This is a genomic window from Prevotella sp. S7-1-8 (genome assembly GCF_000758925.1).
Taxonomy (GTDB): domain Bacteria; phylum Bacteroidota; class Bacteroidia; order Bacteroidales; family Bacteroidaceae; genus Prevotella.
In genome coordinates, this window is the sequence record NZ_JRNC01000069.1 from 1 (window position 1) to 20826 (window position 20826).

The 20826-nt window shown below is 43.2% G+C and carries 15 protein-coding genes and 1 pseudogene; 1 reads left to right on the forward strand and 15 read right to left on the reverse strand.

All coding sequences use genetic code 11. The features are described 5' to 3' along the window. A partial coding sequence (locus HMPREF1640_RS13770) for a hypothetical protein (RefSeq protein ID WP_231565897.1) occupies positions 1-234 on the forward strand: 234 nt, incomplete at its 5' end. Between the two features lie 197 nt (positions 235-431). Here the strand turns inward: HMPREF1640_RS13770 and HMPREF1640_RS10435 are convergent. From HMPREF1640_RS10435 to HMPREF1640_RS10505, 15 genes and pseudogenes are all read right to left on the reverse strand, one after another. Beyond that, on the reverse strand, positions 432-1289 hold the full coding sequence (locus tag HMPREF1640_RS10435) for a hypothetical protein (protein WP_036894491.1): 858 nt from the start codon (positions 1287-1289) through the stop codon (positions 432-434). A gap of 2 nt (positions 1290-1291) precedes the next feature. Next, the gene (locus HMPREF1640_RS10440) at positions 1292-4942 is read right to left on the reverse strand and encodes an ATP-binding protein (protein WP_036894494.1); all 3651 of its coding nucleotides are present in this window, start codon (positions 4940-4942) and stop codon (positions 1292-1294) included. Continuing rightward, on the reverse strand, positions 4926-5483 hold the full coding sequence (locus HMPREF1640_RS10445; protein ID WP_036894496.1) for a hypothetical protein: 558 nt from the start codon (positions 5481-5483) through the stop codon (positions 4926-4928). Before HMPREF1640_RS10445 ends, HMPREF1640_RS10440 begins: the two co-directional genes overlap by 17 nt. After that, positions 5473-6672 (reverse strand): hypothetical protein, encoded by a 1200-nt coding sequence (locus HMPREF1640_RS10450; protein WP_036894498.1) that lies wholly within the window; start codon positions 6670-6672, stop codon positions 5473-5475. The genes HMPREF1640_RS10445 and HMPREF1640_RS10450 overlap by 11 nt, the downstream gene beginning before the upstream one ends. A gap of 14 nt (positions 6673-6686) precedes the next feature. Continuing rightward, on the reverse strand, positions 6687-7550 hold the full coding sequence (locus HMPREF1640_RS10455; RefSeq protein WP_036894500.1) for an HIT family protein: 864 nt from the start codon (positions 7548-7550) through the stop codon (positions 6687-6689). A gap of 2 nt (positions 7551-7552) precedes the next feature. Next, a complete protein-coding gene (locus HMPREF1640_RS10460) occupies positions 7553-8632 on the reverse strand; it encodes an HNH endonuclease domain-containing protein (protein WP_036894503.1) in 1080 nt (359 codons plus the stop codon). A gap of 36 nt (positions 8633-8668) precedes the next feature. Beyond that, on the reverse strand, positions 8669-8947 hold the full coding sequence (locus HMPREF1640_RS10465; RefSeq protein WP_022285173.1) for a helix-turn-helix transcriptional regulator: 279 nt from the start codon (positions 8945-8947) through the stop codon (positions 8669-8671). A 254-nt stretch (positions 8948-9201) separates the two neighbouring features. Next, positions 9202-13824, reverse strand: a complete 4623-nt coding sequence (locus HMPREF1640_RS10470; protein ID WP_036894506.1) for a TIR domain-containing protein — start codon at positions 13822-13824, stop codon at positions 9202-9204. A gap of 6 nt (positions 13825-13830) precedes the next feature. Then, on the reverse strand, positions 13831-14865 hold the full coding sequence (locus tag HMPREF1640_RS10475) for an SIR2 family protein (RefSeq protein ID WP_036894508.1): 1035 nt from the start codon (positions 14863-14865) through the stop codon (positions 13831-13833). 12 nt (positions 14866-14877) lie between these two features. Continuing rightward, positions 14878-16968, reverse strand: a complete 2091-nt coding sequence (locus HMPREF1640_RS10480; RefSeq protein ID WP_036894511.1) for a hypothetical protein — start codon at positions 16966-16968, stop codon at positions 14878-14880. A 62-nt stretch (positions 16969-17030) separates the two neighbouring features. After that, positions 17031-17561 (reverse strand): DUF4393 domain-containing protein, encoded by a 531-nt coding sequence (locus HMPREF1640_RS10485; protein ID WP_231565898.1) that lies wholly within the window; start codon positions 17559-17561, stop codon positions 17031-17033. Positions 17562-17574: 13 nt separating this feature from the next. Next, complete coding sequence (locus tag HMPREF1640_RS13540) at positions 17575-17778, reverse strand: hypothetical protein (RefSeq protein ID WP_197051511.1); 204 nt, start codon at positions 17776-17778, stop codon at positions 17575-17577. Positions 17779-17821: 43 nt separating this feature from the next. Further along, positions 17822-19075 carry an ATP-binding protein gene (locus HMPREF1640_RS10495; protein ID WP_036894519.1) on the reverse strand — a complete coding sequence of 418 codons (1254 nt, stop codon included), beginning with the start codon at positions 19073-19075 and terminating at the stop codon, positions 17822-17824. A gap of 148 nt (positions 19076-19223) precedes the next feature. Then, a complete protein-coding gene (locus tag HMPREF1640_RS13775) occupies positions 19224-20483 on the reverse strand; it encodes a hypothetical protein (RefSeq protein WP_231565899.1) in 1260 nt (419 codons plus the stop codon). A gap of 141 nt (positions 20484-20624) precedes the next feature. Further along, positions 20625-20826, reverse strand: a pseudogene (locus HMPREF1640_RS10505) (integrase); the annotation flags it as partial.

The following is a 20826-nucleotide window of genomic DNA, read 5'->3' on the forward strand; positions in this document are numbered from 1 at the left end:
AAAAATTTTACGAGCGACGTTTCTCTTTGTATTTTAACGGCTTACATAAATTGTTCATTCCGCATCGCTCGGAAAACCGCACATAATCGCTTGGAATTTTCATATTTTTGCGAGCGACCATTGAGATTTGATGCTCTTTGCTATATTCGTCAGTTGCAACTGACGAATTACAATAGCATCATTGTTTATGCCTTCACTTTGACCGCTATCAAATGGAAGTTGTTAGTGGGTTAATTCGCCAATTGCGATTGGCGAATTAGGTTTTTCAAAAGTGGACCACAATATTATTCGTTGTGATTGCCCCTTTATCGGCCACTTCATCCATTACAGTTTTAGTGTATTGGTCAATATCCGATGCTAAGTGTTGGCAATGATGGCTTGCTCTTGTTATTACTGTGGCAGTTTCAGCTGTCGGCCTTTATTTTCTTGCGTCATATTCTAATCATTCTTGATTTTTCATTTTTATCAATATATCCTTCTTGGTCATATCCACGGTGGTGCTTGTTAATCATATCTATGAGAGACTGTAAAGAGGGAATATCACACTGAAGTGTATGATATTTGTCATATTGTTCGTTGTAACGAGTTAATGATCCTTTAGCCAACCGTTGTTCAATATCTGATGGGATAAGATATGTGGAGCGTTCATCAAGATATTTATGGAATTCCGTTAAGAAGATGTGGACTCCTGCCAAATCAAAATCACCAAAGTGAACGTATTTGTTTGGAATCGTTAGAAGCCAATTACGCAAATCAGTTGATTGGGGATAGCGGGATGCAAAAAGTAGTTGTTTATCTCCTAACAAAGACTCAAACATCTTCCTTTGCTGACGAATCATAAGGAAGTTCTCCATATTCTCTATTCCCACCACTACAATATCCTCAGGAATGACAAAATGTTTCCAATTGTCGATAAACACAAAACTTCCTTCAGGGGGATTAACAACAAACGGTTCGCCATTAAGCGAACACTCAATAGACTGATAACTATTGATAGGGAATCCTGGACATGAGCGAATCATCATAAGCTTGGAATTCCCTGTTTCTGCAGCCATTGAAGCACGGGAATCCGCATCGGTAACATCAAGCATTCGATAATTCTCATCTTTGTCAATGAGGTATCTTTTCAGTGCCTCAATATCACGGGCACGATATGACTTCCGAGAGCCACGAGTCGTCACCAATAGCAACCCTTCTGCCATCAGTTCATCAAGCAACTTGCTGCTTAACTTTGAACTAGGGACCTGCTCGCCAGAAATCAATGCCTGTATGGATGCACTTATTACCATAATTATTTTGTCCTTTTCAAAAGTTTGTCCACTCTGGTCTTCACGCCATGTTTACTTAGCAGATAGGTGTATTTGTAATCGTATGGATTATAAGATGTGGGTGAACTGTTTATAAGATATATGTTACGCGAGTTTGCAAACTGCAGGATTCCCTTGATGTTGTTGGGATGCAATCGCCCAATTTCATCCATCATACAATGGATGATGAAGTCGCCACTCTTGCGTGCAGCCTTCTTCTTGAACACATTGATGAGCATGATGTTTACCATCGCCTTTACCAAGATGTCCGTACCGTCGGAGCCTACGTTGTTGATACGCTCCACCCAATTGGTGTCATTGTCGTTTTCCTTGACGCGGAACTGCAATCGGAAGGCATCGCCAAGTGAAACTGTTGGTCGGCTTTGCTCGTCCTGCAACTGATGGGAGAGACTCTTCAGATAATCTATGACTTTGCGATTCACCTCATCGCGGTTGTCGCTGGAGAAAAGGTTGAGTTCGCCAATCGACAGGGCATTTTCCACGGTATAGTCATGAATGGACATGAGCAACTGCATGAGTCGGTCTGATGACTCATTGGCTCGAAGTTCAATGCTCTTGATGACTCCTGCGAAGTTCTTTTCCACGAAATCCCTGTTGATATCCAGTATCACACTGTCCACATCCGACCTACGTTTCATCAGTGCACCAATCTCAGTAGAAATGCGCCCCAGGATATCCTTGTAATGCTCGCTGGTACGACGGCGGAACTCTTCTATCTTATTATTATCCATAAAGTCCTGTAGGTTGGCGGCTATCTCGAGATAGTCCTCGTCCGTCACAGGCATGGTGTTGAAGTGGAAGGCATTCTGAGGCTTGAAGTTGCGATTGAAGTTGATTACTATGTCTTTTAATCGGTCCAATGTTTCCCGCTTTAGGTTCACCGTTCCACGAAGTTGACTGATCAGTTGCTGACAATCCTGCTGGGACTCCATCGGCTTGTCATCAGAGAGGAAAGCGTCGGGCACCAAGTGCTCGTTCTCTACTACCTGATGATACAGATTCAATCCCTCGCGGCGATGAATCAAATCTTTGATGACTTGTTTCTGACTCTCCTCCAGTTCTTGTCGTTTCTTTTCGATGCGTGTGCGTTTGTCCTCATATCGCTGGCGCATCATGCCGAGTTGCTGATTAATGGCGTTGATGCTCTTTTTTATCTCAGGTTCCTTTGCAAACAGGTTCTGCTCTGCATCGCGGTATCTGATGACGGTGGGGCGCTCTTCGTCTATCTGCACCAGCAATTTCCTAAGCACCTCCAATGCTTTGCGGTATTGCTCCAATAGGTTTACATCAAGGCCTTTTCCGGACAGTTCTGCTTTCTGTTGTTCGTCAAGCTGAGCTTTCTGATTGGCAAACTCCTGATTGCGATGTGAGGCCTCTGCCTTCTGAGAATCCTTGAACACCCGCAATTCCTCGTCGAGCGTTTTTGAAGATTTATTAAAGGCATTATCCAAACTGTTGAGTTCCTTTTTATTCTGGGTCTCTTTCTTTTCACGGACTTCCTTCTCTGCCTGTACTTTCAACAAGGCATCGTTAAAAGCACGTTCGCGAACCTCTTTTTCCTTTGCAACCATTTCCTGCCCTTCCATCTCCAACTGATGCTGTTGGTTCTGCAGGTTCTGTCGTTTTGTGGGAATCTGCTCCTCCTCCACTTTTAGACGAGAGTATTCCAGACGAAGCGGTTTAAGCAGGTCACCATATTTCTTACCCAGTTTTGATATATCTTCCTGCAAAGTGATGGGCAATTGAGCGAGTTGTCTGTTCAACTGCTGCACTTTCTCTTCCAATGTTTCTTTCTCGGCACGATAATCATCTGGCGTACGATGTACGGCGTCAACATTGTCCAAGTTGAGCTTGATGCCAAACAGACTGTCGGATGCTACTCCGAGTTGAGGCTCTAGCCCCCCTGCATACAGAATCCGTTCTTCGTCCACCACCTTGCCGATTGTCTCTTCCCATCCATCGGCATTCTCGGTAAGCCACTGATACAACGAGCCATCCAGATGGGACAGCAGTTCATCAATCTTGGCTATCTGTTCTTTGTGTTGAACACGGCTGGCTTCGAGCCGTTCCTGCTCACGCTGAGAGGCTTGTTTCAGGTCAGCCTCTTTCATCTCATACTCAACTGTCAGCTGGAAAATCTGGCTCTTGACAGCGGTTTGTTGAGCGGTGTTCCCCTTTTCAGTCACCTCCAACTGCCGTAGCTGCTCCAGTACCTGCTTCGTTCTTTCAGCCTTAGGATGCCACTGTCGCAGTTCTTTCACAGCATTGTCTGCCCTATTTTGCTCTGCCAGCAGCATCTGAAAGCGGTCATCCGACTCATGACGCCAATTGTTGAACGCATTCATCATGGCATTTCTGCTCTTGGTGCGTTCATCCTCCAAACGTTTCCGCTCTTTCTGCAGGGCATCCTGCTTTTGATAGTATGCCTCCTTTTGAGCATTTTCAAATGCCATACGTGCATTCTCAAGTTTGCCCCTGGCAATATTGTACTTTTCTTCTATCGATGCATGTGTTTTCAACAGGTCATCCAGCAACATATGCTTGTCAGCAGCTTCGCTCTTGATGGTATCCTCACGGGCGGCCAGAGCCAGTTTCTCCTCGATATGCAAGGTCTCGAAATCTTTCCGTGCTTGCGCTATCTCCTTCAGTTTTTCTTTCTTGCCGCCCAACGTTTGATTGAGCTTGTCTTTTTCTCCGTCATAGTCAGCCGTCAGTTCTTTCTCACGATTCCGCTCCTTTTCGATATTCATTTTCAATTCTGTAGCTTCAGCCTCCAAAAGCGGAATCTTCTGTTCACTCTCTGCTACAGCATGGTTCAGCATACGCCACACGTCTAATAATTGCTGGTCGAGTGCCACAATTCGTCTACCTTGTTCAGCAATCTTCAATGCCTGCTGACGTACAGGGTAGTTACCATCACGTGTCTGCCTGAACCAACAGTCTATTTCGTCATATTCTCGTTCAAAGTCGGTCACCAGTCGTCTGTAGGTCTGCAGGTCGATGGGTAAGTCTTCGTCTGCCATTGATTGTATGATGGTGTTCTTCACGAAGTCAGCATCCAGTTTGGTATTCAGGAAGACGTTCTGAATGCTTCGTGGAATGTTCTGATAGTGGGCACTCTGCACAAGGGCATAGCGAGCGTATTTGTTGTCGTGGGTATTGCCAAAGATAATGTCCTTAAACATCACGCCGGAGTCTATCCTTGCAGATACTGACACGTTTTTATCGATACGCTCACGTATCTTCACCCAGTCACTCAGCACCTGCTTATCTTCGCCAATAATCCACTCGCGTTGATAAGGAGCATCGATAAACCGCCAAGATGCTCGTCCCTGATACCGGCTAACTAGTATGGTATAGGCCTCATTGTCGCGCATCACCTCATAAAGGATGTACGAGTTTGACTGACGGAAATAGAACTCGTCAAACGACTTCTGAGCCTGCTGTATTCCTAGGCGATGTTTGTCTGCATTGTAGAAGAATAGCAGCGCTCTCAAAACCGTACTTTTACCAACACCCTGAGTACCTGTGAAATGTACATTGCCATCCACAGAAATCTCTGCATAGGGTATGTTGGCGCTATTGACAAATATGATCTTATTCAGGTATTTCATCTTCGTTGGCAATTTGAATCATGTTCACCAGTTCCTCGGCATAATGGAAAGCGGAGGTAATCTTGAAGCTCTCGTCTTGTTCGCTGATGCATTCGGCAAATCCCATACCTTGCATTTCCTGAAGCAGTTTGTTCACAATCTCTAAATAGGAACCTGCACCATATTTTTTATAGAGGTGTCCGGCTTTCTCCTTCAGTTCAATATCGAGGCTGATCTGCTCTATCAGATGGCTTTTACGAAACTGATAGCCAGCCGTAAACGATTGGTTGTAGGTCTTCAGGAAGTCCAGATAGTCAAGCCATTTGGAAAAACTCTCCAACTTCTGTTCTATGGACTGCTTTCCCTCACCAATACGTGAGAAAAAGAAATAACCGTTGCCTGCCTCCAATTGCAGTCCTATCTCCTTAAAGAAATCAGCATAGTCATCGAAGTTCTCCTCAATATCCTCATACAGATGACGGATTGAGGTATCAGAACTGTCCACCGAAAGGAATTCTCCATGGTTCAGTCGCTCGTATATTCGTTGAGTATTATTTCGCATAGATAATAGGGTATTCAATGTCTTGATAAGTGGCATATTTCCCTGCCATCTTACATTCGTCAGGATGTAGGATGACCAGTTGGCAAAAGAGGGCTGCGTGGTCTTCTATATCACGTTTAGCCTTATAATCGTATCTCAGAATAAAGTCAAACAGGTTGTAGCTAGATGCAGAAAAAGCATTCCATACTTCATTAGGATCGACATTCTTCAACCGCTGAACGTGTTCCTGCAAGTCTTCGTCTGTTAGCGGTTTGGCCTCTGTCCTTGCGGATTTTTTCAAGCCATTGCGCTCGGCTATCCGTCTCAGGATGCTCACTATCTGGTCGTTCTCCCTCACCTTTTCCAAAGATAGCCTTATTTTGCTGTATTGTCTGGCTTCCATCCATAGTGGATTGCAATCTTCCAACACCTGAACCAGATTGGTATCAGTCTTGATGAGTAACTGGTCTTGTAAATATTTTAGTTTGCGTATCTTCTTATAAAGCAGGTTCTGCTGCTCAATCTGGTTGATATAGACGATAATCTGTCTATCTATTTCCATCAGCGCATGGTACGCCTCCACAAAGTCATGCTTTACATCACTGCATGTCTTGGCCATGTGCGGGTCGTTGGCCATCAGGAAGAATGCGTGCTCAGTATCCATTAGTTTCTCGCATTCGCGTATCATCGAGCGGATGCTATGGCTTTTCTCATCTAGGTTTTGCAGCTTCTTTTTCTTGATAATATAGTTGGGCTCTTGCTTATACGCATTATCCATATTACGCTTCAAGTCAACCACATTCTTCAGCGTTCTGAACCCCGTCTTTTTTAGCAGTTGCCGCACGCTATCCTGATAGCCAGCCTTACGGTTGATATTCGTCTCTTGCAGAAAATAGCCGATGTGTTCTTTCAACGTGTTGATGCACTCCTGAACACTTAGCACACTGATTTCCTCGTTCACATTCAGTACTTCCTCAAAGAAATTGAGGTAGTCGCTTTCTATCTCTACTGTATTGCCCGTTTCCACCAATACACCATAATCCAGTAGTTTCCTCAGTCGTGCTTCATTTCCTCCCACCAGTTCCAAAGCCAACCCTTGAGGAAACTTCATTAGTTTCCGCTTCTCAAACATCTCGCTCAGCAATCCTTGTTCACGCGAGAGTGTCTTTGTCAGCTCTTCTATGGTTCTAAAATGTGAAAGAATCTCCATAAACACTTTTTACTCTAATATTTCTGTTTACCTGGTATCACCCCGCGCACCCCACCTTTAGGGTTGGGGACATCACCCTTATACCTAGGAATAACATGCATGTGGCAGTGAAAGACCGACTGGCCAGCGGCTACGCCTATGTTAATACCGACATTATATCCATCGGGATGGAAACGCTCGTCAACTTTCTGCTTCACATATTGCAACACTACGTTCATTGCCTCGCGCTCGTGGTTGGTAAGATCAAAGTAGGAAGCGACGTGCCTTTTGGGGATGATGAGAGCATGACCGGGCGAGACAGGATATCCATCGTAGAATGCAACACAAGTTGCCGTTTCGCAGATGATTTCCACTCGGCGGGACAGGCGGCAGAAAGGACACTTCTCGCCTTCCACACGCGGCAGCTTGTTGAAATGGTTGTATTGGTAGAGTTCGTAGCTTTTGTTGGCGACGAGGCTCTTGTACGGCAATTTCACGTTACATTGGTACGTGTATTGCTTGTGGATGGCATGAAGCCGGAAACCCTCTTCCGTCAGGTCGCGACGCACGGAAAAGTAGGCCGCCCCCTTGGGGGAAAGCAGGTTGGCGACATTCATCAGCACCTCGGCTTGGGCGTAGGGTTCCAAGACATTCAGCACATAGTTGCAGAAGATAGTGTCGAACTTCCCCTCCGGAAAGTCCGGGCGGTAGTAATAATCGTAGCCGATAATGTCAAAGCCCTGCTTCCTGAGTTCGTCGGTATCGAAACCGAAACCGCATCCGAAGTCGAGAATCTTGCCCCTGAGCAGATTGTGCTGCATGAGGTATCGCGTGGGCACAGAGAAATCCGTGCGCTTGATGGCCGTGAGGTAGGGATGGTTTATCTTCTCTGGTTCCATAGTTATTGGGGGCTTAGGGTTCGGAATCCCATGTTGACAGCCATTTGGCTAAGAGGGGAGAAAATCTTGCGGCAGACGTTCAGAAACTGCGCGTCGGACATTTGCATCAAGTCCTGCGGGGAACAGCCCAAGGCATAGTACTCGTCCAAGGTATTGTCCCTTTTCCCGCTTTGAGGGATATACAAGCGCAAAGCTCTGTGCTGAACCTTCGCCATCTTGGGGAGATAGTAGTCGAGGTCGGGGATACGGTTGCTCTTAGAAGAATTGAATGAGCCGTCGGCAGGAATCAGGTTCCAGATCTGATTGTGTGACACGAAGCTCCACGGAATGAAATGGTCGAGGTCATATTCATTCCTTCCAAGCGGCGTGTCCTTGTATATGCATCGGATGGGACCACCTATCTCGATGACCTTGTTCCAGAATTTCTTCTGTCTGGTCAGCGGTTCCCGTTCTTCTGGACGAAGCAACTTGCTGGATATGTTCGGCACGTTGGGATTCCTCGACTGCAAGAACAACGTAAGATTCCACAAAGCAAAATCGCGAAGCACCTCATAATTGGTTGTTAGGTAGTTGCTCCAGCGAGGATTGATTGTAACCGTAAGCCCTTCACCATTACCCGTCAGGGAATACAGACAATTATTCTCAAACGACAAGCTGCGACGTTGCATCTCGGAATCGTCGGTTGTGTCAATCCAAGGCTTCTGAAAGCGGAAAGGGACATTATTCAACAGAATCTTGACTCTCTTCTTCACCTCCCTGTCCTCCGAGATGGCATTAGAGATGGTTTCACTCTTGTCTTCGAGCCTATCATCTACCGTAATGCCCGTTAACAGAGCCACATCGGGAATAATCTTCGACATGGAATCGCCCTTGCCAAACGACAATCGGAAATACTGGGTTGGGTACCAAGCGTAGGCAACCATCCGAGCCGCCACATCGAGAGCCCGCATTTCATCCTTCTGCTCCTTGACGTACATGTCCAGCAACGCTAAGAGCCAATAGAATTTGTACGTTGCCGTTGTCGTGTCAAACACGCGATTCATGGCGTTGGTTGACAATATGTCCGACTGAGGAATCTGCATATCTTTTACAAATTAAAATGTATTATAATTCGAACGTCAGAATTCAGGATGTTTACTTTCCACCCCTGTTTCAGCCTGGGAATCAACTTTCTCTTCATTATTATCAAGCTCTTCATACCTGACAAGGTCTTTAAATTCCACGTCAAGAAGTCTCGTTATCTTCATCAGCGATTCCAACGGCGGTTGTGACGAGTTGGTACACCACTTAGAAACAGTCGTTGGCGCACATCCCAACTGTTTGGACAGCCAGAGATTGGACTTCTTTTTCTCTGCCAGTATCACCTTCAGGCGATTGAGGTCTTTGTTACTTGCCATTGCAATATGTTTATTATTCGCCCACAAAATTACTCAATTTATCTCAGACCAAAGGTCTGATAGCCCTTAAAAGTTACTAAATTTAGTGTTTTTAGTGAATTTTATTCACTTTATGGAGCGATTTGTATCGTTTTTTCTAGTCAAAAGCAGGATTTGTTCAATTCCCTAACAGAGAGTGTTTTGAAAGTTTACGGTGCTCACGCTCCATAAACACCATCGCCTCATTATACCTCTTAACCATCTTTATTCCTGAGTCATACCCGCTCCTTTATTGTCTCAACAATCGACCTGAACTGTGTCGCGCACAACGAATCCAGATTCTCCGCATTCGTCCAGTCTATATACTCTTTGATAGCATCTATCTTGTCATAGATGGTCTCTATCACCTTCAGTTTGTCAGCTTGGGGCTTGGTTTTGTTAGTGTCAATCTCATTCAGCCGCCTCACCATTTCTTCCTGCTCATCTTTCTTTCCTTTCCAGTACCCTACCAAATCAGCGTAGAACAACGAACTACGAATAGTATCGTCCATCACAACGGGCAATATCCGTTCCTTATAATGCTCATCTTCCAGAATGCCAGTCAATTCATACATGCAATTCTGGGAATACAAGTATGCCCTACTTAAAACGACGATCACCTGCTTCCCTGCTCTGATGGCATTCATGAAGTCCTTGATATTCTCGTTATAAGGGCAGTCTTTCTTGTCTCGCTTGTAAGGAATGTTATGCGTATCTAGAACATAGCACAGGTAATCTACCGTATGCTGAGAACTTCTCTCCCAATTGTAAGAAATATAAAGTATATCCTCAACGGCATCATTACCATCAGCCGCATCTCGTTTTTCTTCACCCCCGCGATAAATGTCACTTACATCTGTCCCTAATAGCTCCATAACAGACTGTATATCACAGACTCCCGGATAGGACTCATAAAACTTGTCTTCAAAAGCGATGATATAGCGGTTCAAATACTTGAATTCTTCACCTCTCTTTGTAAGGTCTTTCAGATATTGCTTGACTTCCTTCAGTGCTTCCTCGCTCAATAAAGCTATTCGCTCCAGGGATGTTATAATGCTATTTGATGTATGAATACCGTCAATCTTATGTTCTTGACAGTACTTTACAAAATAGCACAACGACGGTATGGCGTTCGGTGTCGCATAGTTAAAGATGAAATCCTCACCATGATCCATCATATCCGGATGCCGTACCAGATAGTCAAGTCCGTCCAGACTTCCCATACTTATCAACAACCTTACCGCCCTGCTCAAGTCATAGCCAGTATAGTTTTTAAACTCCGGCTCCAGTTCTTGTCTTACCCAGCCATCATCTCCTATGTTTCTGTGGATGGATGTATAGCAAAACAACTTATCCGAAATACTCATACTGCGACTTGCTGCTTTTATCTCATCAATCATCAGTCTTCCCTTGATAAGCGCCTCAAGAATATTGGCAGAGAGATTTTGTGAAGATAATGCAAATCGAAGTGCTTCTTTGTAGCCTTCGGTTATATGATTTTCTACAATATAATTAGCAAAATTATAAAGTCTATTGCTTCTTAAATTGCATGGCAAGTTCTTTAGTTTTTTGACAACCTCTGGTGCCAAAGTATTGACAGGAACTCTCTCAGAAATGTATTTGAACAGCGAATATTCAGTATTGAAATAATTGTCTTTGCCTTTCTTCGATATACTAAAGTCTGAATAATCCAAAAGCCCCATAAGTGTTTCTTGGGACACCTCAAAATATTCATGTAAAAGCAGTGAGATGGCCACTTTCGAGAAATAATAGGGCTGTTCCCCTCTGCTTACTTTTTCTACTGTCCTTTTTGCCGTATCCAAACAGCGTTTTATTATTTCATCGGTAACAGCCAAGTCGTCATTGGGTCTTGAAATCAACTCCTCTATCTCTTTCATAAAGAAGGCTTCATACACTTCTTTGTTCTTGATGCCTTTTATGATTCCCTCCAAATCATATTGGTTATTATCATTAGTATAATGCATGATAAACCTGTAGGCATATTGGTTATAACCATCCTCTTGCTGTCTCAAATAATTCCAATGCTCCTTGCGTGTTTCAAATTTGCCAAGCTCTCCCACCATTTCCAACACTTCCTGCTTGAAGACAGAATAATCTGTAAAATCTTTAAAGCAAGCACGCTGCCGCTCCTTCCTTTTATTAAAACGGGGATTTACTGGGAACAACTCTTTATAAAGGGCATTTGCATATTCTGCAACTTCTTCACAAGGCGTTTCTCCATACCACGAGGCCTGCGCCTTATGGCATTCATTCGTCTTATCAAAATGACCGAAATCTTCTTTCACATCATCAACCGTCATCCACAAGGCTGCCATAAAGAAGGTTTTGCGTATATTGTCATGCTCAGTCTCTTTCGGATCTTGTTGCTCAAATATCAACTGACATTTCTTATAAAATTGTTCTCGGCCACTATCCCTTAATCCTGCGTCACAATATGCCTTTCTTATAAGGGATAAAAGTCCTTTGGCATGTTCATCTCTGTCAAAATGGTAGTGGTACTCTTTAAACAGCCTAACATAGAATTCTTCTAATAAGGGAATACAATCTTCTTGTCCTTTCTTAATAAAGGTCGCCAATAATGATAGCACATTACTCATCATCTGATTATACTCTTCCCACTCGTCACGATAAAAACTATGGGGGTTGTAGAATTGATGTGTTATTATCTTCTTTACACTATCTTCAGTTTTTACTTTACTTAAAGCATTATAAACAACCGTTCTCGATACAATATGAGTAGTTATCCCTTCCTGCTGGTTGTGAACATATTTTTCTTTATCCAATATATAATCCACATATTCGTCGACGTTGTCTGACAAGTCTATCAGTCTCACCATCGAGCGAATAGCCTCATAATGATCAGAATCGTTGACTATAGCGAGAAAACGCTCCAGATATTCCTTTTGTGCAAAGAACTCATTGTCCATATACAAGAAAGAGAGGTTGTGCTTTTTCTCATACGTAAGGGCATCTCTCGTCTTATTTTCCAGCATTACAAACAGAGTCTCGGTTAGTTCCTTGCTTTCGTATTGCAACCATGTCCAGTTCAGGAAATAGCAGAGACACGTAAGGTCTGCAAAATAGGCCGTTTCTATGGGTGCATCCTGCAGCTCATCAATGATAAAACCTATCGATTCTTTACTTTTAGCGAATTCTATCAAATTCTTGTAATCCTGAGTAAGAATACTGGCCATTCGGATACCCAAAGATTTGTATTCGAGCATCAACCCCTTAAACACTTCGCATCTGACCGCTGGACTCAACATATCACGGTCTATGTAGATTATAAGCTCCAAACTGGCTGTGCGTAGCCATTTAATAATATCTTGTACATCATTCTCCTCTCCTTTACCATACATAGAGACCCACAGCATAATGATATTATACCACTCAGCCTTTATTCTGCCCGTGGGTTGTGCAGCGAGCTGCTTGGCTCGCTCTATTCCTTCTCTTTTAAGGTAATTCGCAACAAGCCATTCACGGAAAGCATTATGTTTGAAGGAGTATCTACCATTTTCGCAGCGTATCAAGTCATATCTCAGACACTCTATAACGTTGTCTTGATTATCACCTAAGCACTTCAGCAGTTCTTCATTGCTTAATGTTTGAACATTCAGAAGTGACAGGCCTAAAGCAACCTTTTCAAGCAACTTTACAGAATCATCAAAGTTATGCCTTACAGCAAGTTTAACCCTTTTGTATTCTTTCTCCTCTCTATGACTTTTTTCTATAAAAAGACGATATATCTCAGCCTTGTTCTTAGGCAGCTGCTTATTATTTTCTTTGTAGGCTGCTATCAATACATTCAGGAAGAACGGGTTTCTGACAAAATCTGTCAACTCATTCTCATTGATCAAGGCGACCAGGCCGTTACCTTCCCCTAGTTCACGGTTGATATGATCGTTGGCATCTCCATAGCTCAACTCTTCCAAGAACAAATCGGTAAACTGTTCCAGTTCCTTCTCCCTCCTGTAATTGCTACGACAGGAGAGCACCATCTTAGTCTCAGGATGATCGTAAGCATAACCATTGATTTCTTCAATAAGGTCATCATATTTCTGCCCGTTCACCTCATCCAGAGCATCAATAACCACGACCATTTCTTTACCTCCTTCGAACCGAGCAGATGGTAGTTCTGCCCGTTTCAGTTTGGTGTTGTTTCGCACCTCCAACATAATGGGCTGGTAAAGTCCGCTGTCCTGCAATTCCCAGCAGAGTTGTTTCAATTCAGTAGTCTTTCCTGTCTGAGCACTGCTGTATATAATGTATTTATTGGTCGGTGCTTCTACAAGGCCGGTAACGAATTCTGCCAGACAATGCCTTTCTCTCAATTTTAGGGCATAATAGATAAAACTGTCTTGTGTATTCTCCAACGAACAATATCTCCTAATATATCCTTCTACAGCCTTGTGTACTTGCAGCCCCGGCCACTGACTATTTCCATTTGCAACAATATTTGATTTAATCAGTGCGCTCAGATGGTCAACTTTCTCTCCCACCTCCTTGATGGCCAGTTCTTGTATGAAGTGTGCGCATTCCTCTTCCTTGCGTAGCTCTTCCGCCAACAGGTTTACAAGACTCCTAATAGCAGCAGCATCCTCTTCGTTATTCTTTTCCGCCACTCTGGTCAATTCTTGTAGGTTTGAATACCTTTGTTTCGCTATCTTTTGCCTCAAAGCATCTTTTGCGCACCATTTCTCCAAGGCCAACTGGTAGCATTTGTCTATCTTTTCCTGTAAAGACAAATCATCCCCACCCGAAAGCATTTGCTTCAAGGTAGGGATGCTACCTGTTATATATGAAATAACAAAACTAACAAATATATCTAAACCAGTCATTATACTCTATAATTCAACGGGCAAGTAAAACTGCCCACAGTTTCTAATAGGTTCAACATTCACTTTTCTATCCGACGGCAGCACTGCGTGAATAGCTTGTATAACTGCATCAGGATTGATATCCTGCACATACACTTTCTCCAAATTTGGCATTCCGCTAAAGATAGCTCTATCTGTCACCCTGTTAAAGAAGGGGAAAGAGTAACCAATTACGACTACTATTTCCGTATCATTTGTAGTTTGAGTCAGGGTTGTCTTGATTTTCTCATTGTTTGGCGATTCTTCCCAAGCAAACGACAGATGCGTTTTGAAATACAAGCCTATGCCTGACGTATCAACTTGTGAATCGTGATAGAATTCTATTACCTGTAGAGCAGCCGGCATATTCTCCTCATCTTCCTTAATATATTGGATGGTAGACTTATCCTCGAACGTTGCTGAACCGTTAATCTTAACAATCCTTCCACTGTTCGTTAGTTTCGGCCATTCTCCTTGGATGTTCTTCTCAAATAGTGGCAATTTGCCGTCATGATTATAAGCCTTGTATGCATTCTCTATCTGAGAGTCATAGTTCCAGGATACAATACTGATACCTTTGGGTAGCATCAGGCTCCCCTCTTCCAGCACATTTGCCAGAAAAGTATCGTATCTGCCATCAGGTTTATAAACCAGTTGCGCCCATACGAAGAATGCGCACAAAACGGCTTTTAGTTTATTGAACTCCTTTTCTCTTCCTGTCAGATACAACTTACGTGCGTATGTATCAATAGTGGCGTGCTCTTGAATTCCTTTAATGAGTTGATCAATATCATAGAGCATGTCACGCCTCTCTGATTCTATATTGGATGCAGACTGCCTGTAAGTGTTTTGAAATACCATCTCGCTATCAGAAGGTATCACAGCCGTCTCTATATAAGTTCTGAATAAAGCGAACTGCTCCGGTATCTCCGATACGACGGGGATACCTTCTAAAATCTTTTTACCATCATCCCTTCTGCCATAGCTGGCTCCAGCACCTAGATAATATATAGTTTTACTCATGTTATATATTTCTTACGCTATTAACAATTCTCTCAATCCATTCTTATTCGATGTCCATACTAAACTCATGAAATGAATCGTAGGTTGACACTCTATTTCATTCAGGCAGGCTATCTCATCATGAGTAAGATAGTCCTCATTCCCATTACACAATAGTTTATCTACAACCACAAACATAGAAGGACTTATGACGCCTTTATCCATCAATTCCAATAACTCTTTCTGGCTATCATTAAAATCAATATTGGCGCAAAGTTCCTTTCTATCATTGTAATAAAGTTCCTTCAATTCAGCATCCTTCTGCACCAAACGCCTTCGATGGTAAAAAATACCATTATCGTGAATATAGGATGCATTAATCGGCGAGGGAGTATCTTGACCATTTTTCTTATAATATTGTGCTTGCGTTTCAAGCCACTTCTTTAATTCCTCCCTACCTGTCTGAATTTCACCTAGTGAAGATACCCACGCCAGCATGTCGGGGACTGCTCCCATAAAGCTGACTTTAACCTTTCTATCATCTAAATTCCATGATAAGCAGAAAGAAATGCTATCCTCTATACCATTACTATCAAGCCCCTTCAAGAGCATCTTTATCCCTTCAAGCGTCTTCTCAATCGCACTTGCAGGATTATTGCCACCGTGAAATATCTCAGGTAAATCATGGAAATCGTCTCTATAGCTAATGTATCGGCAGTTTGGATAGTCCATTTCTCCTCCACAACGTCGTATACACTTCGCCAAATCAACGGCCATCAAATCTGTTGTTTCTACTATCCCCTCCATCAGTTGACATGTATCAAAATCTATATAGAGTCGTTCTACTCCTTCTTCACCTTTTGTATGATAGCTATATAGCAATCTAACGCCATCTCCTTTCTTAGGTACAAACGGCACATATTTTGAAAGGGGATTTACAGGCTGCTGTTTCTGTGCCACGAAGGGCACATTTTCGCCAAAATATCTATATATATCCTGATTCCCTCTAAGATAATGAGTTATTAGACTTTTCCATTTTCTGATTGGCAGCGGCCCATCTATCCTGAAAACCTTGGTATATCCTGCAGTATGCCCCATCGCTGTTATCGGATTTTCTAACCGTCTGCATATTGCCTCAAGGTCATAACTTCGTATAGCCCCATCAAAATGGTCAAACATGCCAGTTGTTGTGTCATAGAATGAATGTAGATATCGGCATGCATACGTTCCTTCTGACAGTGTCGGTGCCTCAACGTCCGTAACCTCCTCCATCTCAAACTGACGTTTCCCATCTTTATCTTGCCATACAAATTCAGTTTTCTTTATTTGATTAAAGAGATATTCTGTTTTATTTGTATCGTATGCCGCAACGCCTTCCTTTATCTTACTGATGTCATCTGTATACTCTGGACCATACCAATAGTCAAACTCTTGAGTTTCTTTAAACGATGGCGTATATCCCACATAGTCCAAATCAACCCGTATTCTCACTGGGGTCTCTTCGGTGTTTGAATCAAATAGTTCTTTAAGAAAATCCTTATTAAAGCAATTATAACGGGATAGTGAACGTCTTAGAAAAGGATGTACTAACACCGAAAGATTGTTCTTCTTCGAGGCAAAAACACCGTCTCCCTTATATTCAAAATTCTGAAGCAGATTGCTTAAATATATAAGTCCATCACTGTCAATCTCACCTCTTAGGAATGGAAATGCATCAAGTACGATGCTATCATAGCCGTACAACACAATCCCATTTGACATCATACGACATTCATCCTTCATTAATCCCAAGTTACTCACTTCTTTGTTGAATTCCTGTGAATACCGCAGGACTCGTTCTATCATTTTTTCATTAAGATAGTCAGTTCTGGCTGCCATCATCCAGCGATTCTCTTCTGTCGTTTCAGGCAATGAAGTGTTACCCAACAAATAGGTGCTTTCATGAGACAAAAATAATGCTGAAATACGAGTTACTCCTAAAGGACGATGTATATCATGCTCAATATTTGATGGCACACAACGACCATAGCCTTGCCATAGTGCATCTTCCAAAGCCCCTATAGAGAACCTTACACCCGATTTGGATATGCCGTCTGTCAAATATACTCCAGTTAAATGCTTCATTTTTCTACTTAATCAGTTATCTACCAACCTCTCCTCCGATGTCTTATTATTGGAGTTAGAGACTACCTACAAGCTTCTCTAAACTGCTTGCCATATTCATTCACATAAACCACACTATCTGTGGTCTCTATTTTGAGTTGCTGTTGAGGATACGCATTTTTATATCCATCAAGCACCTGCTCTAAAAAAGCAGTTTGTCGCAAAGCTGAATAATTGGCCTCAATAATAGTTCTATCATACATTAATTCTAAAATGCCAAATTTGCTCATACGAATAAGAGATGCAGATACGGCAAACTCGTCATAGCCATCAATTGTCCATCCCAAATACCACTCGGGCAATGCATTTGTATAAATCTTGTTGGTACCGTTAATCGCAATTCTCGGATTAATCGCCATTACATATCCACGGTTTTTTGATAACTTCTCAAAGAGCAATGCATCTAACCTGTTCATTTTCTTGATAATGTCGACATAGGATGGATGCACTACATTCTCCTTACTAATATCCATCGAATTAGCAAGCAAGGCGATGTACATTTCCCTCAGTGTCTCATTCTGTGCCGTATAAGTCAATGACTGTAGCAAGGGCACAGCTATTTCTGGGTCAGGACTCCTCAGGTACTTTCTCCAATCGCTTTTGCACCTCTTTCTCAACGTAGTCCTCTATCTTTTCCCAACACCAAAGGAAACCACGTATTGGCGCCAGTAATGCTTTTACAGTCCTTCCAGCAACAGCCCCTACTTCAGATACAGCCGGTCTCGCTGCATCCTTATATACTTCTATACCTAAATCCTTTATCAAATCCATATATTCTTCTATATTCCATAGTCCCGGCATCCTTTAGATGTCCTCACACCCACATCAGCCACTTCCACACTGGAACCACGGGTATTCCCTCTTCCGTGCCCTCCTCATCATACGTAATCAGCAGACACTTCCAGTCATTGTGCGCCTTGGCATACTTCGCCAGTGGTGGCACCTCCCTGTTGTAAGTGGTCTCATCCTTGATGCTGTAGGACACCTGTATGGCCAACTTCTCGTCAGGCACAATGAAGTCTATCTCCTTCTCCGCGTTCAGGAAAAACACATTCTTTTTGCCAAACCGCCTGCACAGTTCCACCGCCACCATGTTCTCCAGTAGTGATGTCTCTGAGTTCATCAGGAACAGGTTCAGCAACCCGTTGTCAACGAAATAGTATTTCTTCTGCATTTCCTTTTCCGTCAGCTTCCCGACCTCGTTCTCCATGGGCAGTATCAGCCAACTGTCAGAGGCGTAATCCACATAGTCTATCGTAGTAGGCACACTGATGGGCGACCCCGTTGACACTATCACATTCTTCAGTCTGTTATACGACAGCGGTTGCTTCACGCTCTCTGCCATCTTCTTAATCAAGATGTTCAGCACCCTGTCGTTCTTAATGTTGTTTCGCGCACAGATGTCACCAAGGTAGATTTTCTGGTACAAACTCGAAAGCATAGCCCTTTTGTTCTTAAACGACTGGATTTCTGGCAGACCACCGTAATAGAAGTACTCGGTCAGATGTCGTTTCACTTCGCTTCTCTGGATAGTGTCATACTCCCAATGCTCTTTCTGCTCTACCTGTTGCGCTGCCAGATACTCTTTGAATGAATATGGGTACGCATCATAGATAAAGAACCGTCCGCCCAGCGTGGTTGCCACCTCCTTGCTCAGCATCTTCGCATTGCTGCCCGTCACATAAACACGGTATTTTGCATCAGCCAGTCGGCGCACAAACTTATCCCAGTGAGGAATATTCTGTACCTCGTCCAGAAACACTACCGGCTTCTTACCATACAGTTCCAAATGGGCTTCCAGCAGGCTGTTGAAGTCTTCTGTCTGGAATTCCGCCAGACGTTCATCCTCAAAGTCCACAAACAGAATCTCGTCCCATCCCATTCCGGCTGCTTGTAGCTGACGCACGCGCTGATAAAGCAGGTACGACTTACCCGCATGTCTCACACCAACTATCACATAGTTGCCATTCTCTTCGAATTCAACGGGACGATTTACTATCACCGCCTCATCCACCTCACGTTGCTTACTGATTAGGCATTGTTTGATGACATCTTTACTGATACTCATATAAATTGTATTTTATAGGAATTGTGCAATTTTATAAAGTTTTGTTTGCAAAGATAGATATTTTTTTATAAAACAAACTTAATAAACCCTAACTTTTTGCGATTATTTCACACTTTTTTTATCACAAATCATCATTTTCCCTGTTTGCCTATTGTATTTGCGTTGCCCTAAACACTTCTGTCAGATACGACACAATTCTTCTTCCACGTTGCCACTTTGAGTTCTTGGATGTCATGAACTCCTTTTCATCGTGATAGATGACGGTATCAACCCTTTGGGCAGGGTCATACTTGTACTTTCTGCCAGAGAAAGTGCAGATGGCACGGAGAAATGAGGAAAAGGAAGTGTGCGGTTCGAGATGATGAGAAAGGATGAGTGCGGCCTTGATATATGCGGTTTCGTATTCGTGTTCCATGTCATTGAGAGCCATCAGAATCGCCTCCTTCAATGCTTGTTTGTCGTCGGCTATAAGAATGTCATCAATGCTCTGCTCTTCTTGCTGAAAGGTTCTGCGTCCGTGTTTACCCTTAGTGTTGCCGAGGGTATTCTTCATAGCTTGTTTTAATTCTGTGTCTTCAACGTCCTTAATCTGTTTAGTCCATTCTGCCTTCTTGTCAAGTGCATTCGTTACACTTGTCTCCATTAGCTTTACAACTATAGCCTTGACACTCTCACGTATGTAGGAGATTTGTTTGGCACCAAGGCTGATCTTGCTCAATGCCATTGCGCTCCTTGGTAATCCGTGGTCGTAGCAGAGATAATACAATGTACACATCAACAAGGGATTGCTGCCAGCATGAATTTGGTCACGGAGTTTAACGAAAATCTCAGGTAATGCGTGTATGGCAGATAGCATGATTCTCTTTGACAGAGTTGCAAGTTCATCAGCGGAATGTCCCTTCCCGAAAGTGAATACTGCCATCTGAACAAAAGACGGCAGCGTTTCCCAAAACTCCTGAGCAGTCACGTAGGGGACATAGATGTGTTCGTCGTCCACCTCGCTTTGGTCCTTGTCAGCCAAACTAAACTCCCTTATTAGGAACTGCTCTGACGGGCCAGTGGCATCTTTTTCCCCTACTGTCTCTGAGTACAGGCCAAATCTCAGATAGCCCTTCAAGTCCATCAATTCATCAACGACTCTGCTGGCTGCGACTACTCTATCATCAGCAGATAGCACTTCTTCAGAATCTGGTGTAAGTAATTTGCGGCATTCGATAAGAACGGATGTCGGCACAAAGCCTGCCACCATCTTAAATATGCGTTCAAGGCAACTGAAGACGTTGCGCTCCACCTTCGTCATTTCCACGGAGAAACGTGAGTATTCTTCTGGATGCTCCTGCTTCCATGAATACACTCTGTCCATTGCCTCTCTCATGGCATGCTTTTGGAAATCTTCAAAGGGTCTCATGTGGGTCTGTTTTTGCGTACAATTATTCAACACTAAACTGGTCGTAAATGACGATTTGCCCGTGTTTTCCTTCTTTGAGGTCACAATTTGTGACCCAAGATTCACCTGTTATTTCTTTTTTTGCCATTTTTGATTGAAATTCTACTTATTTGCCAATAGTTTGAGAAGCATCTCCGTTTTCTGCTCTTCTGTCATGTTCTTGACATCTTCCTCGGTCACCTTTGGCTGTAAGTCTAACAACTTGTTGTTGTACTCGAACATGGTTTCCAACGGGTATTGGGCGATGTATCTTTCTGTAATGGTTTTGTCGATTGCATGCCCCATGCTCTGCGAGATATATCTC

Excerpts from the sequence above, each read along its gene's own strand:
- HMPREF1640_RS10435 (WP_036894491.1), bottom strand. The coding sequence starts at position 1,289 with ATGGTAATAAGTGCATCCATACAGGCATTGATTTCTGGCGAGCAGGTC.
- HMPREF1640_RS10440 (WP_036894494.1), bottom strand. The coding sequence starts at position 4,942 with ATGAAATACCTGAATAAGATCATATTTGTCAATAGCGCCAACATACCC.
- HMPREF1640_RS10445 (WP_036894496.1), bottom strand. The coding sequence starts at position 5,483 with ATGCGAAATAATACTCAACGAATATACGAGCGACTGAACCATGGAGAA.
- HMPREF1640_RS10450 (WP_036894498.1), bottom strand. The coding sequence starts at position 6,672 with ATGGAGATTCTTTCACATTTTAGAACCATAGAAGAGCTGACAAAGACA.
- HMPREF1640_RS10455 (WP_036894500.1), bottom strand. The coding sequence starts at position 7,550 with ATGGAACCAGAGAAGATAAACCATCCCTACCTCACGGCCATCAAGCGC.
- HMPREF1640_RS10460 (WP_036894503.1), bottom strand. The coding sequence starts at position 8,632 with ATGCAGATTCCTCAGTCGGACATATTGTCAACCAACGCCATGAATCGC.
- HMPREF1640_RS10465 (WP_022285173.1), bottom strand. The coding sequence starts at position 8,947 with ATGGCAAGTAACAAAGACCTCAATCGCCTGAAGGTGATACTGGCAGAG.
- HMPREF1640_RS10470 (WP_036894506.1), bottom strand. The coding sequence starts at position 13,824 with ATGACTGGTTTAGATATATTTGTTAGTTTTGTTATTTCATATATAACA.
- HMPREF1640_RS10475 (WP_036894508.1), bottom strand. The coding sequence starts at position 14,865 with ATGAGTAAAACTATATATTATCTAGGTGCTGGAGCCAGCTATGGCAGA.
- HMPREF1640_RS10480 (WP_036894511.1), bottom strand. The coding sequence starts at position 16,968 with ATGAAGCATTTAACTGGAGTATATTTGACAGACGGCATATCCAAATCG.
- HMPREF1640_RS13540 (WP_197051511.1), bottom strand. The coding sequence starts at position 17,778 with ATGGATTTGATAAAGGATTTAGGTATAGAAGTATATAAGGATGCAGCG.
- HMPREF1640_RS10495 (WP_036894519.1), bottom strand. The coding sequence starts at position 19,075 with ATGAGTATCAGTAAAGATGTCATCAAACAATGCCTAATCAGTAAGCAA.
- HMPREF1640_RS13775 (WP_231565899.1), bottom strand. The coding sequence starts at position 20,483 with ATGAGACCCTTTGAAGATTTCCAAAAGCATGCCATGAGAGAGGCAATG.